General features: G+C 73.3%; 14 protein-coding genes. 8 read left to right on the plus strand and 6 right to left on the minus strand.

The features are described 5' to 3' along the window. Window positions 1–262: 262 nt before the first annotated feature. The 4 genes from LCD35_RS00055 to LCD35_RS00070 all read left to right on the plus strand — a co-directional run bounded on the left by LCD35_RS00055 (window position 263) and on the right by LCD35_RS00070 (window position 4313). Window positions 263–898 (plus strand): TetR/AcrR family transcriptional regulator, encoded by a 636-nt coding sequence (locus LCD35_RS00055; RefSeq protein WP_224957559.1) that lies wholly within the window; start codon window positions 263–265, stop codon window positions 896–898. An 80-nt stretch (window positions 899–978) separates the two neighbouring features. After that, the gene (locus LCD35_RS00060; RefSeq protein WP_224957560.1) at window positions 979–2922 is read left to right on the plus strand and encodes an arabinofuranosyltransferase; all 1944 of its coding nucleotides are present in this window, start codon (window positions 979–981) and stop codon (window positions 2920–2922) included. A gap of 82 nt (window positions 2923–3004) precedes the next feature. After that, window positions 3005–3823, plus strand: coding sequence for a siderophore-interacting protein (locus LCD35_RS00065; RefSeq protein ID WP_224957562.1), 819 nt, complete (start codon window positions 3005–3007; stop codon window positions 3821–3823). Between the two features lie 166 nt (window positions 3824–3989). Continuing rightward, on the plus strand, window positions 3990–4313 hold the full coding sequence (locus LCD35_RS00070; RefSeq protein ID WP_224957563.1) for an SCO4225 family membrane protein: 324 nt from the start codon (window positions 3990–3992) through the stop codon (window positions 4311–4313). 163 nt (window positions 4314–4476) lie between these two features. Here the strand turns inward: LCD35_RS00070 and LCD35_RS00075 are convergent, their stop codons facing one another. Genes LCD35_RS00075 through LCD35_RS00085 form a run of 3 tightly spaced genes read right to left on the minus strand, consistent with a single transcriptional unit; the run spans window position 4477 to window position 6065 of the window. Further along, window positions 4477–5175: a tRNA-dependent cyclodipeptide synthase gene (locus LCD35_RS00075; RefSeq protein WP_224957564.1), complete on the minus strand. Its 699-nt coding sequence runs from the start codon at window positions 5173–5175 to the stop codon at window positions 4477–4479. Window positions 5176–5206: 31 nt separating this feature from the next. Next, the gene (locus tag LCD35_RS00080; protein WP_224957565.1) at window positions 5207–5509 is read right to left on the minus strand and encodes a DUF6092 family protein; all 303 of its coding nucleotides are present in this window, start codon (window positions 5507–5509) and stop codon (window positions 5207–5209) included. Further along, window positions 5496–6065, minus strand: a complete 570-nt coding sequence (locus LCD35_RS00085) for a nitroreductase family protein (RefSeq protein WP_224965794.1) — start codon at window positions 6063–6065, stop codon at window positions 5496–5498. The genes LCD35_RS00080 and LCD35_RS00085 overlap by 14 nt, the downstream gene beginning before the upstream one ends. A 530-nt stretch (window positions 6066–6595) precedes the next feature. Here LCD35_RS00085 and LCD35_RS30355 point away from each other — a divergent pair. Then, complete coding sequence (locus tag LCD35_RS30355; RefSeq protein WP_224957567.1) at window positions 6596–7963, plus strand: methyltransferase; 1368 nt, start codon at window positions 6596–6598, stop codon at window positions 7961–7963. 7 nt (window positions 7964–7970) lie between these two features. Here the strand turns inward: LCD35_RS30355 and LCD35_RS00095 are convergent, their stop codons facing one another. Together LCD35_RS00095 and LCD35_RS00100 are read right to left on the minus strand one after the other, a co-directional pair. After that, window positions 7971–8630, minus strand: coding sequence for a class I SAM-dependent methyltransferase (locus LCD35_RS00095; protein WP_224957568.1), 660 nt, complete (start codon window positions 8628–8630; stop codon window positions 7971–7973). 113 nt (window positions 8631–8743) lie between these two features. Continuing rightward, window positions 8744–9574, minus strand: a complete 831-nt coding sequence (locus LCD35_RS00100) for an SDR family oxidoreductase (protein WP_225043530.1) — start codon at window positions 9572–9574, stop codon at window positions 8744–8746. Window positions 9575–9675: 101 nt separating this feature from the next. On the opposite strand from LCD35_RS00100, the gene LCD35_RS00105 reads away from it, so the two are divergent. Continuing rightward, entirely contained in the window at window positions 9676–10503 is an 828-nt protein-coding gene (locus LCD35_RS00105; RefSeq protein WP_225043531.1) for a helix-turn-helix domain-containing protein, read from the plus strand. Window positions 10504–10734: 231 nt separating this feature from the next. On the opposite strand, the gene LCD35_RS00110 is transcribed toward LCD35_RS00105, so the two are convergent. Further along, window positions 10735–11784 carry a nuclear transport factor 2 family protein gene (locus tag LCD35_RS00110; protein WP_225043532.1) on the minus strand — a complete coding sequence of 350 codons (1050 nt, stop codon included), beginning with the start codon at window positions 11782–11784 and terminating at the stop codon, window positions 10735–10737. Between the two features lie 227 nt (window positions 11785–12011). Here LCD35_RS00110 and LCD35_RS00115 point away from each other — a divergent pair, with 227 nt between their 5' ends. Then, on the plus strand, window positions 12012–12752 hold the full coding sequence (locus tag LCD35_RS00115) for an SDR family oxidoreductase (protein ID WP_224965800.1): 741 nt from the start codon (window positions 12012–12014) through the stop codon (window positions 12750–12752). 66 nt (window positions 12753–12818) lie between these two features. Next, on the plus strand, window positions 12819–13190 hold the full coding sequence (locus tag LCD35_RS00120; RefSeq protein ID WP_224957575.1) for a MerR family transcriptional regulator: 372 nt from the start codon (window positions 12819–12821) through the stop codon (window positions 13188–13190). Window positions 13191–13266 lie beyond the last annotated feature (76 nt).

A 13266-nucleotide genomic window follows, 5' to 3' on the forward strand; every position in this document is an offset into this window, starting at 1 on the left:
CGCGGAGCGGATCGACCCGGCCGGGCCGCGGAGGGGCCTGGCGGTGCGGGTCGCCGCGCGCGGCGGGCGAGGTCGCGGAGATCCGGGCTCCGGGAGCGTATCAGTGGCTGCATCCGGTGCAAGAATGCAGATAGTGCAAAGTTCCTCCGAGTCGTGGCGCTTTGTCCGGTAGGGGCGGAGTACCCGGCCGCACCGGCCACGGCACTACGATGGTCGGTCCGACGTGCGGCCGCCGCGACGGATCCACGAGGAGTAGCCCAGGATGCCCAGAACGACGACGCCCGACGCGACCGGCGAGGCCCCGCCACCAGCGCCGGAAGGCCTGCGGGAGCGCAAGAAGCGCGCCACCCGGCAGGCGTTGCAGCAGGCCGCGGTCCGGCTGTTCCGCGAGCACGGCGCGATCTCGGTCACCGTCGAGGACATCTGCGCCGCCGCCGAGGTCTCCCCGCGCACCTTCTTCAACTACTTCGCCGCGAAGGAGGAGGTGCTGGTCCCGTGGGACCCGCAGACCATCGCGGGCACTCCGCAGCGCGTCGTGGACCGGCCGAGCGCGGAGCCGCTGCTGCGCGTGGTGCACGTCGTGCTCGGCGAGGCGATCGACACCGCGATGGCCGCCCCCACGTGGCGCGACCAGGCGCTGGTGCTGCGCGACCACCCGGAGCTGGTGAGCCGGGTGGCGCTGGCCTCGCGGGACCTGGAACTGGCGCTGGCCGACGGGCTGTCCCGCCGCGTCGGCGAGGCGCAGGACGACGCCTACGTGCGGTTGCTGGCGGCGACCGCGGTGACCGCGCTGCGGGTGGCGATCCAGTGCTGGCACCGGGCCGATCAGGAGGCGGACCTGCACGACCACCTCGACGCGGGGTTCGCGCGGTTGGCGCGCGGGTTCGCGGCGGACTGATCCGGGCGGGGCGCGGGAAACCCCTCGACTCCCTCCGTCACTCTTGCGGGTGAGTCTCGAACACGTGTAGTCACCTGATCATGGGTGCAGTCGCCGACGAAGCCGCAGGACGGGCGGAGTGCTCGCTCCGGATCAGGCCGAAGCGCTTCATCCTCGAACTCTCCGCGGCCGTCGTGCTCGCCGCGGTGGTGAGCCTCGCCGTGCAGCTGCCCCTCGCCCGCCTCGGCCTCAGCGAACCCACCGAACTGCCCGAGCTCGCCGCCACCGCCGGTGCCGCGCTGCTGCTCGTGCTGCTGCTCGGCGGCGCCCGGTTCGCCGACCGCGTCCCCGCCCGGCTGCGGCTGCCCGCGATTTGGGTGGCGCTGCCCGCGCTGGCCACCACCGTGCTCGCCTGGCCGCTGGAACCGACCCGGCTGTACTACGGCGGCGTGTCCGTCGACCAGATGTTCCGGATGCAGTACCTGACCCGGCTCGCCGACTCGCCGGTGCCGGCGGACATGAACTACCCGGGCATCGCGCCCTACTACCCGGCTGGCTGGTTCTGGGTGGGCGGTCGGTTCGCCGACCTCACCGGGCAGCCCGCGTGGGCCGCGTACAAACCGTTCGCGCTGCTGACCATCGCCGTCACCGCCGCCGTCGCGTTCACCCTGTGGAGCACCGTGGTGCGCAGGCGGGTCGCCGTGCTGTGCGCGGTCGCCACCACGCTCAGCGGCTTCCTGCACGGCTTCGACGAGCCCTACGCGTGGATGTCGGTGGCCTGGCTCGCGCCCGTCGCCGTCGCCGCCTGGCACGTGCTGCGCTGCCGCGCGCACCCGCACCGGGCCGCGCACCTCGGCATCGGGCTGTTCCTCGGGTTCACCGCCATCACCTACGCGCTGTACCTCGCGTTCGCCACCGCCGTGCTCGTCGCGATGGCCGCCGTCATCGCCACCGCCCGCATCCGCGCCGGTGACCGGATAGGGCAGGTCGCGGGCCCGCTGGTGCTGCGGCTCGCCGCCGTCGGCGCGATCGGCGGGCTGGTGGCGCTGGTGGTGTGGACGCCGTTCCTGCTCGCGAAGCTCGGCGGAGCCGGAGGTGCGGGCGCGGCGAACCGGTACCTGCCCGCGGAATCGGTGCCGCCGTTCCCGTTCCTCGAACCCACCCCGTTCGGCGCGCTGTGCCTCGCCGGGTTCTGCTGGCTGGTGCTCGCGTGCCGCCGCGACGAGACGGCGGCGGCGCTGCTCGTGCTCACCGGCGCCACCTACGCGTGGTTCGCGCTCTCCGCGCTCGCCGTCGCGGCGGGCACCACGCTGCTCGCGTTCCGCACCACCGCCGCGCTGGAGGTGCTGCTCGCCGCCGCAGGCGTGCTCGGACTGCTCGACCTGTGGCGGCGCGGCCTGCCCCGGCTGCGGGAGCGGTGGCGCGCGCGGGTCGCGGCGCTCGCCGTGCTGCTCGGCCTCGCCGGATCGATCAGCACCGTGGAGACCGCGCTGGCCACCAGCATCGCCGAGGCCGCGGGTCCCGCCTACGAGGACTACTACCCGACGGGCTCCAACGCGCAGCGCAGGCAGGACCCCGCGCAGCCCGGGGCGTGGAACGACGAGCTGGCCACCGCGCTCGCCGGAACCACCGGCCGCCCGCCCGCCCGGATCACGCTGCTCACCACGTACCACCCGATCATGTCGTTCGCGCCCTACTGGGGTTTCCAGCAGGAGACCCCGCACTACGCCAACCCGCTCGCGCACTACGAGGAGCGCGCCGCGCTGATCCGCGGCTGGGCAGGCGCCGCCGGGCCCGACGAGCTCGCCGCGATGCTGCACCGCAGCCCGTACCCGCCGCCGAACGCGTTCCTGCTGCGCCGCGAGGACGACGGGCTGCACCTGACGCTGTCGCACGACGCGTTCCCGCACCAGCCCAACGTGCAGATCTACGACGTGCGCTTCGACCCGGCGCTGTTCGACTCCCCGCGCTTCGTCCGCCGGGACGTCGGTCCCTTCGCCGTCATCGCGCTGACCGACCCCGGGGGAACCCGTTCGTCCCGGTGACCGGGGCGGTGGGCCGTTCACCCGAGGCGGATCGTCAGGTTAGCCTTGCCTCAGAGAGACGAATCGCGATGAGGAGGGCCGAATGGCTGGAGCGGGCAAGCCCAGGCCGATCAAGCGGCTGCGAGTGCTGCGCAAGGAACAGCTCACCCCGCACATGATCCGCATCGTGGCGGGCGGGGACGGCATCCGGGCTTACCAGCACAACGAGTTCACCGACGCGTACGTGAAGGTGATCTTCCCGGTGGCCGGCGTGGCGTACCCGGAGCCGCTGGACATGGGCGTCATCACCGCGGAGCTGCCCCGCGAGCAGTGGCCCAGCACCCGCACCTACACGGTCCGGTACTACGACGCCGACGCGGGCGAGCTCACCATCGACTTCGTGCACCACGGCGACACCGGCCTCGCCGGGCCGTGGGCGGCGAACGCGGCGGTCGGCGACGAGCTGCTGCTCGCGGGGCCGGGCGGCGCCTACGCGCCGGACCCGGCCGCGGACTGGCACCTGCTGGTCGGTGACGAGAGCGCGCTGCCCGCGATCGCCGCCGCGCTGGAGGCGCTGCCCGCCGACGCGCAGGCGCAGGCCGTCGTCCTGGTGGACGACGTGCAGGAGCAGCAGCCGCTGGCGACCAAGGCCGACGCGCAGGTCCGCTGGTTGCACCGCGCGGCGGGCGACGACGTGGCGACCGCGGTGCGGGAGCTGGAGTTCCCGCCCGGCGACGTGCACGCCTTCGTGCACGGCGAGGCCGGGTTCGTGCGGGAGCTGCGCCGCTACCTGCTCGACGAGCGCGGCGTCACCAAGGACCGGCTGTCGATCTCCGGGTACTGGCGCCAGGGCAAGAACGACGAGCAGTGGCGCCAGGAGAAGGCCGCCGAACGCGCCGCCGAGCAGGCCGCCACGGCCTGACCGCCCCTCGGCCCGCGGCGGGCGGGTCGGGAGGCACGAGGGTGGTGGACGTCCCGGGACCGGCGGGGGCGTCCACCGGCGCGGGAAGTGGGTACTACTACTCATGCGTCCCGCGTCGAAGGAGGCGATCATGAGTGCTCGCAGTCGTTCGCCCAGGAGGAACAGCATGACCGAGCAGAAGCGATCCCCGATCCAGGCGTTCCGCCGCCTGCTGGTCAACCCGGTGTCGCTGGGCTACCTGGCCCTGGTCGCCGCCGTCTGGGCCTGGGTGCTGGTGATGACGTTCCTGGTGCCGCACCCGGACGCGAGCCTCGCCGGGGTGTGGGGCTTCCTGGTGACCGCGCCGACCTCGCTGCTGTTCCTGGGCATGTCGAGCCCGTTGGTGTGGGTGGGCGTGGCCGTCGCGGCGGTGTTCCAGGCCCTGCTGCTCGGCGCCGCGTACCGCGGGATCACCGGCCTCGTCCGCCGGGCCGGGACCAGCGCCGCCTGATCGGGCGTTCACCGCGGCAGCCCGGGCCGGGACGGTCCCTGAGGCGAGGCCGCCCTTCGTGCACAGCCCCGTTCGGGCCGGGCGAGGTGGCTTCGCGGCCCTCGCGTTGTGCTGGACCGCCTGGAACCGCGGCCGGCCGACGCCCTGTCCAGGTGCGCGGGCGTCACGAGGCGGAATTCGGCTCCACCACGAGGAATCCGTGATCGCGATCCGCGGGGAGCACGCCGTTTCCGGGGCGGCACAGGAACTCCACCACCGGTGTGCTGGTGTGGTAGCAGACCACCGACGAGTCGACGCCGAAGACGCCCGCTGGGTCGAGGAAGAACGGCAGCTCGGCGAGCAGGTAGTCCATCCCGGCTCGCACCTGCTCCTCGGAGATGCCGGTGTCCTTCCCGATGAGGAAGCGGCGCACCAGGTCCCCGCACACCGCGGTGAACTCCGGGTCGGCCGCGATCGCGTCGTCGACCCGGCGCCGGGCGGCGCGGTAGGCCGGTTCGGGCAGGAGATCCGACAACGCCCGCACGCGCAGGACCGGCGCCGCCCGTTGTTCGACGACGCGGCGCATCTTGCGCCGCACGTCCCGCAACCTCGACTTGACCTGCCGAGCGGCTTCGGCAGGGGTGGATCCGGCCGCCACCAGCGTCGAGGCGAGGTGGGTGTCGACGTAGACCACGTCGACCGCGGCGAAGTGGTGACCGGCCCAGTTCACCAGCGCCAGCAGGCGTTCCTGGGTGAAGTAGCCGTTCCCGGTGCTCACCCCGAGCAGTGCGTGGTCCCCACGCCGCCAGAGCTCCGCACAGCGGTCGCTGCACGGCGTGGTGTCGAAGCCGTGCGCGGTGCTCGTGGCCGTGTTCGGGCGCATGATCTCGTCGTCCCTCCGTCGCGGCGGTCGGTCACGGTCGGGTCGGTGGCTCGGCCGGTTGCAGCACGTCGGCCATCCGGGCGCACAGGTCGTCGAGCAGCGGGCCGAGTTCGGTCGATCCAGGTGGCGCGTGCACGACCTCGTCGAGCCTGGTGAGCACGGGTTCCAGCCGCGGATCGGTTTCGCCGACGATCAGCAGGGCGCGCCGGGCGCCTTCCACCAGCCGGTACACCGCGTAGTCGCGGGTCTCCTCGGTCTGGCGGCGGCCGCTGCTGAGCAGGAACGCCGCGAGCAGCAGGAGCTCCTCGTGCGGATCGACGTCACCAGTGCTCATACCGGACCACCTCCGAATTGTCGCGGCGCACGGACCGCTGCGGCTCCCGGTCCGGATGGCCGATCGGCACCACCAGCACCGGCGCGATGTGCCCCGGAAGACCGGCCATCCTGCGGACGGGTTCCGCGAGGAAGCTGCTGACGGGGCAGCCGCCGAGGCCGAGCGCGTGCGCGGCCAGCAGCAGGTTCTGCACGGCCATCGCCACGCACAGCACCCCGACCTCGGGCATCCGCTGGTCGTCCGGGGCCCGAGATCCGTCGAAGCAGGCCACCAGCAGCAGCGGGGGGACCCCGATCACGCCGGGCGCGAACGCCCGGATCCGCCGCACCCGCGCGGGATCGCGGACCGCCACGAACGCCCACGCCTGCTTGTTCGACGCGGAGGGCGCGGCGAGCATGGCCGTCGTCAGCCGGTCGAGCGTCGCGTCGTCGACCGGTTCCCCGGTGAAGCGGCGGGTCGCGGTGCGCCCGGCCATCACGTCGAAGACGTCGAGCGCCTGCGGGACACCGGATGCGCGCGGGTGCGGCGCGTTCGCGATGTCGTGTTCGATGGTCATCACCTGCCCCTGTCCGCCCGGCGCCCTGGGCTGCTCCCCGCGACATCCGTTTCGGACGCGTGGTCGTCGAACCGGTCGTCGAACCACCGGGTGGGCGGGGAAATGGTCGCGACGATGCGATCGGAATTCGCTGAACCGGTACTTTCCAGCGTGGCCCGTGATTCCTGTTCGGCGCGTTTTTCCGGGGTGGTGCGTTTCCGGGGTGGTGCGCCGAATTCGGTGAACGGGCCGTCGATCTTCGATGATGGCACATCGCGCTGTGCGTGAGGAGGGGGTCGATCTCCAATCACTCGATCGGTGAGCAGCGGTGTTCCACCGGTGCAGCGCGGAAGTCATCGTGTGCGAATTCGTTGCACGATGCGGGGAAATGGGCTAACACCCGGGTTCGCGAGTCGTGGCAGGGTTGGTGGGATGTCCGGGATTCGTGATGGGATCATCGCCCATTCCTCGCCGATTTCCGCGATTTCCCCACGCGGTTCCGGCGACCCATCCGGTTTCGGGACGAGAGGAACCAATGTGATGAACAGGACGTGCCGCGGTTCTTCTACCGCGCCCTCCGCCGCGGGGAACCCGACCGGGCCGCGGCACTGCTGGCGGCGGACGTCGAGTGGTCCACCTCCGCCCGGGACGGCCGCCGGAACACCCTCCGCGGCCGGGAGGCGGTCCTGGCCGAGCTGCGCTCGGAACGCGGCGGGCTGTTCGCGGAACCCCGCGAGCACCTGCCGTCCGGTTCGCGGGTCGTGGTCCTCGGCGACTACCGGCGCGACGGCGGGGCGGCCGACGGCACCGTTCCGTTCACGCACGTCTGGGACTTCCGCGACGGCCTGGTGGTCCGCTTCGAGGACGTGCACGATCCGGCGGGAATCCGACGCGTCCTGGACGGCGAAGCCGCGGATCTCGACGAGATCATCGCACTGGGACTGGGGTTCTGGCGGTCGGCGGTGCTGCTGGCGGCGGTGCGGCTGGGGGTGTTCACCGCGCTCTCCGGGCGCGAGCTAGGCGCGGTCGAACTCGCCGAGCGCACCGGCGTGTGCGAGCGCGGTGCCCGGGACTTCTTCGACTGCCTGGTCGTGCTCGGTCTGCTGCGGCGCGGGGACGGCCGGTATCGCAACGCCGCGCACGCGGCCGCGCACCTCGACGGTCATGACCCCGGCCGGTACGTCGGCGGGTTGCTGGAGGAAGCCGGAACCCAGTGGTACCAGGCGTGGGCGCGGCTGCCCGCCGCGCTGGCCGAAGGGACTCCGCAGTGGCTGGTCCCGGCCGATGAGGTGCGGCAGCCCTACGGCTGGATCTACGCGGAACCCGAGGGGGTGCGGCGGTTCCGGTCGGCGATGGCCGGTGGCGCGATGACGGCGATGCTCGCGCTGCCGCGACGGTTGCACTGGTCGCGGTACCGGACGGTCGCCGACGTCGGTTGCTGCGGCGGCGAAGTGCTGGCCCACCTGCTCGACCACCACCCGCACCTGCGCGCCATCGGATTCGACCTGCCCCTCGTCGCGGACGCGTTCGCGACGACGGCGGCTGCGCGGCAGGCGGCGGGGAGGGTGCGCTTCGTCGCGGGGAACTTCTTCACCGACCCGCTGCCCGCGGCCGATGTGCTCGTGCTCGGGCACGTGCTGCACAACTGGGGCCTGGCGGAGAAGAAGCTGCTGCTGCGCAAGGCGTACCGGGCGCTGCCCGAGAACGGCGAGGTGGTGATCTACGAGGTGCTGGTCGACGACGACCGGTCCCGCCACGTCGAAGGGCTGCTGATGAGCCTGCACATGCTCGTGATGAGTCCGATGGGGTTCGGCTACACGGGCGCCGAGTGCCGGAGCTGGCTCGCCGAGGCGGGTTTCCGCTCCTCCCGGGTGGAGCACCTGGCGGGCGCCGAGTTCATGGTGATCGGTACCAAGTGAGCTCGGCTCACCCCTCGTCCGGCGTGGCGGTGCCCAGCACGTAGGTCATCCAGAACAGCGGGCCGGGGCTGAAGCCGAACCGGCGTGTCGCGGCGAGCGCGAACCCGGCCCGCTCCAGCTCGACCGCGGCGTCCCGGTGCAGTTCGCATCCGCCGCACAACCGGCGCCACACCGGCGCGATGCGCTGCTGGAACGCGCCCACCAGCGGTCGCGCGGACCGCACGTGCTCCAGGAAGTGCACCGTCCTGCCGGGGCGCAGCACCCGCCGGACCTCGCGCAGCGCGCGTTGCGGGCTCGGCACCGAGCACAGCACCTGGCTCAGCACCACGCCGTCCACGGAACCGTCCGCCGCGGGCAGCGCCTCGGCCTGCCCGGCCACCACCCGGACCGGGACCGGGGCCGAGCGCGCGTGCCGGTCGGCGTGCGCGCGCAGCGAGTCGTTCGGCTCCACCGCGATCACCTCGGTGACGGAAGCCGGGTAGTGCGCGAAGTTCAGCCCGTTGCCCGCGCCGACCTCGACCACCCGGCCCGTGGTGCCGCGCACGAGTTCCCGGCGGAACTCGGCGACGCCGCGCCGGTCCGCGATCGAGCTCACGGTCGTCCAGAAGCGGCTGAACATCGGGTGCTGCAGGGTGCGCAGGTCCGGGCCGGGCGATGTCTGGTCCATGCTTCGAGTTGTACTGCGGCGGCGGCCGCCGGAAGGTCGCGATCACCGGTTCGTGGGATCCGGTTCGGCCCGTCGGGTGCTGTCCCGCACCGGGCGGGCCGACTCGCCCGCGGTCAGGCGTCGGTTCCGGCGGCGCTCGCCTCCTGCGGCACCACCTGGGCGAGGCGGGCCCGCAGCGACGCGGTCACCGCGCGGTACGAGTCGCTGCCCAGCACCAGCCGCAGCGGGGCGGGCCGCTGCTCCGCGCTCTCGATGACGCGGGCCGCGATCTTCACCGGGTCGCCGACGATCGGGATCGGCGCGCCTTCCCGGAAGCCGCGCACGAACGCGGCGGGGGTGCCGTCGTAGGCGGCGAGCGGCTCACCGGTGCGCAGGCTGGAGCCCGCGAACGCGGTGCGCGCGCCGCCCGGCTCCACCAGCGTCACCTCCCCGCCGAACGGGGCGACCTCCTGGGACAGCGCCTCGAAGAAGCCCTCCACGCCCCACTTGCTCGCGTGGTACAGCGAAGCGCCCGCGTGCGCGGCGATGCCCGCGACCGAGGAGATCGAGATCAGTCGTCCGCCGCCCTGCGCCCGCAGGTGCGGCAGCGCGGCCCGCGCCGTCTGGATGGAGCCGAGCAGGTTGGTGGTGATCTGGTGCAGCACCTGCTCGTCGCTGACCTCCTCGGCCGCGCCGAACAGGCCGTAACCGGCGTTGACGACCACCACGTCGATGCGGCCGAGGTCGGCGAACGCGGCGTCCACGACCTCCCGGATGCGGGGCAGGTCGGTGACGTCGAGGTGGGCGAGCCGGAACCGGTCGCCGTGGGCGTCGCGGAGGTCGTCGGCGGAACCCTCGCGGCGGACGGTGCCCGCCACCCGGTCGCCGCGGGCCAGCAGTTGCTCCGCCAGCTGCCGCCCGAATCCGCTGTTGGCGCCGGTGATGAACCAAGTGCGCGTTGTCATGGCACCGAGCCTCGCCGCCCGCGGGCGCGCCCGGCAGCCCCCGCTGTTCCTGGTAGTGCGGGGGGCACCCACCGCGCCGCCGCGGCGGCATACTGGAGCGCATGGGCAACGCGCTCGGCGACTTCCTGCGGGCCAGGCGGGAACTGGTCACCCCGGCCGAAGTGGGCCTGGCGCCCGGCACCGGCCTGCGCCGGGTGCCGGGGCTGCGCCGCGAGGAGGTCGCGACCCTCGCCGGGATCAGCGTCGAGTACTACCTGCGCTTGGAACAGGGCCGGGACCGCAGCCCGTCGCCGCAGGTCATCGAGGCGATCGCCGGGGTGCTGCAACTGGACGCCGAAGGCGTCGAGCACCTGACCGCGCTCGCGAGCCCCCGGCCGCGCCGCAGCGCACGGCGGGAACCGCAGGTACCGCGCGGGCTGGAGCTGCTGCTGCGCACGCTCAACGTGCCCGCGCTGGTGTGCACCAAGTACGGCGAGGTGCTGGCGGTGAACGCGCTTTCCCGGGAACTGCTGCCGAGCGCGGCACCGGGTACGAACCGGCTGCGCGCCCTGTTCACCGAACCCGAGGCGCAGCACCGCGTGCCCGACTGGGACGAGCACGCCGCCGACGCGGTCGCGCACCTGCGTGCGCAGAGCGGCGCCGACGTCGAGGACGAGCGGCTGCACGCGCTGATCGGCGAGCTGTCGATGAAGAGCGAGCGGTTCCGCACCCTGTGGGCGCGGCACGACGTGCGCCGGGCCCACGGCAGCCGGTTCCGCGTCCGGCACGCGCAGCTCGGCGAGGTGGAGCTGCTGGCGGAGAAGTTCGCCGTTCCCGGCGACGGCGGCCTCGAAGCGCTGCTGCTGCACGCGGAACCCGGCACCCCCTCCGCCACCGCCCTCACCCGGCTCCGAAACCTCGTAGACGAGCAAGCCACCCCGAACCGATGAACAACCCCGTCCTCGCCGCTGCCCCACGGACCTAGCCGTCGTCCTGTCAGCGGCGAAGTCGCTGAGCAGCGACCCAGCACGCAACCGGCACCGCCGCGGGTTCTCAGCGGGATTCTCGCGAGGACAGCGTTTTCTCTTGTGGCGGAGCCACCTGTGAAAACGATCCCGCAGCGAGAATCCCGCTGAGGTTCCGCCACCCACCCCGATCAGCAACAGAAGCGGGGAAGTCAATCAGGCGTGCAGCCAGTTGAAGACCTGGTCGTAGTAGGCGTCCCGCTCGGCAGGCCGATCGTCACCGAGCAGCCCGGTGCCGATCCGGTAGCCGCGCCGGTCCAGGTGCCAGGCCAGCAGCGCGTAGGTGGGGCGGAACGCGGCCAGTTCCTCGGCCGGGATCGACGGCACCGAGCCGGGCAGCACCGGTGCGACGGTGTCCCGCTCGTAGATCGCGTCCAGCGAGAAGATCCGCCACTCCCCGTCGCGGCGCTCCACCCGGTAGCCGAGCCGGGCGTAGGAGGTCAGGTCCACCGGCACCTCGTCGACGGTGGTGCGCACTTCGATCGCGGCGGACACCTCGGCCCACGCCCGCGCGCCCGCGAGGTGCACGACCGGCGGTGCGAGGCGGTGCACGCTGCGGTCGCCGCGCCCGCTCATCTCCTCCGAGCCTGCGACGAACCCGGGTTCGTCGCCGGTGTACCAGGTGAGGTTCACCTGCGAGTCCGGCCAGAACGTGGCGGCCATCTGCGGCCACCACTCGCGGTCCCGCCCCTGCCGTTCGCGCAGCAGCAGCTGGACGATCGTCGTGGTCTCGTCGGACATGCCGGCCTCCCCGTTCGGTTCCGGACGAGGAGGCTGGTCGCCGCCGGACCGGCCCGGCACCACGAGCACCACCGAGGCGGCCGCGAGCAGCCCCAGCGCGACCACGTTCAGCACCTGGTCCAGCGGCCCGTACACGTGCAGCATCGTCAGGTGGTAGCCGCCGTGCAGCACGTTGAACACGAGCCACGCCGCGCCCGCGACGCGCGGCAGCACGCCGCCGCGCAGCAGCGCGAGGACGGCGAGCGCGCCGAGCGCCAGGAACATCGCGCCGGTGTCCTTCGCCAGGTGCTCGTTGTAGGGGCCGAGCGGCGGCAGCCAGCTCAGCCCGAACCCGGGGAACGACCCGTACCACCGGGCGGGTGCCAGGTACGCCCAGCCGCCGGTGCCGAGGGCGACGAGCGCGAGCAGCACCAGGCACACCCGGTCGGTGGTGGCCTTCGGTCCGGCGGGGCGGATTCCGGTCATGAGCGCGCTCCGATCCGTGCTGCGGGTGGTGCCGCGGTCGGCCGAATCGCGGCCCCGCGGCGGGAAGACCGGTGCGCCCGGCCGAAGTGGTGTCCCATGAGCACGGGACGGGACCGGCGCCCGGATCGTGACACGAGGTGACCCGAGCCACCTCCTGTCACACCGGGCACCGCCACCCCGTCCCCACCACGACCGGCCGCGCCGCGCCGGAGGACGGGAGGACTCGGATGAAGGTCGCGGTCGCAGGCGGAACCGGCCTGGTGGGCGGGATGGTCGTCGCGGAGCTGCGCGCGGCGGGACACGAACCGGTGGTGCTGTCCCGGTCGCGCGGGGTGGACCTGCGCACCGGCTCGGGCCTGGCGGCGGGGGTGGCCGGGTGCCGGGCGGTGATCGACGTCAGCAACGTGGTGACGATCAGCCGGAAGACGTCGGTGGAGTTCTTCGCCGCCGCGAGCCGGAACCTGGTGGCCGCCGCGCACCGGGCGGGCGTGGAGCACCTGGTGGCGCTGTCCATCGTGGGCTGCGACCGCGTCGACTTCGGCTACTACTTCGGCAAGCGGGCCCAGGAGGAGGTGGTGGCGGGCGGCCCGGTGCCGTGGACGATCCTGCGCGCCACCCAGTTCTTCGAGTTCCCGGAACCGCTGCTGGCGAAGCGGATCGCGCTGGTCCCGCGGATGCTCTCGCAGCCGGTGGCGGCCGCCGACACCGCCGCGGAGCTCGTCCGCCTGGTCGAGCGGGAGCCGGTGGGGCGCGCACCGGAGCTCGGCGGCCCGGAGCGGCTGGACATGGTGGACGTGGCGCGCCGGCTGTCCGCGGCGCACGGCCGCCGCGGGCTCGTGGTGCCGGTGTCCCCGCCCGGCCGGGTCGGCGCGGCGATGCGGGGCGGCGCGCTGCTGCCGCGCGGCGAGCACGCGTGCGGGAACCGCACCTTCGCCGAGCACCTCGCCGCGATCCGCGCCGCGAGGTGACGCGCGGGGACCGCCCGGCCACCCGGGTAGGGTCGGGGATCGACCGCGGCGAGGAAGGGACCCGGCTTGGGCGAGCGGATGCAGATCGGCGAGGTGGCCGAGCGCACTGGGCTGTCGCTGCGGACGATCCGCTACTACGAAGAGGTCGGCCTCGTCGTGCCGAGCGGCCGCAGCCCCGGCGGGTTCCGCCTCTACACCGACCCGGACGTGGACCGGCTGCGGCTGATCATGCGCATGAAGCCGCTCGGGTTCCAGCTCGACGAGATGCGCGAGCTGCTGGCGATCCTCGACCCGCACGACGGTGATCCGGAGCTTGCCGACCCGGACGCCCGGCTGGCCGAGTTCACCGCCAACGCCGAGCAGGCCTGCGAGAAGCTGCGCGCCAAGCTGCGCATCGCCGAGGAGTTCGCCGAGGTGCTGCGCGCCCACCGGGCGTGATCCCGCCCTCATCGGGGTTCGCGGGGTTGGAGTCCGCGCGACGGTCTCGTCTAACGTAAGGGGAGAGTTGCGGGTC

This window comes from Saccharopolyspora sp. 6V, from assembly GCF_020176785.1.
In the GTDB taxonomy this organism is placed as follows: Bacteria; Actinomycetota; Actinomycetes; order Mycobacteriales; family Pseudonocardiaceae; genus Saccharopolyspora_C; species Saccharopolyspora_C gregorii.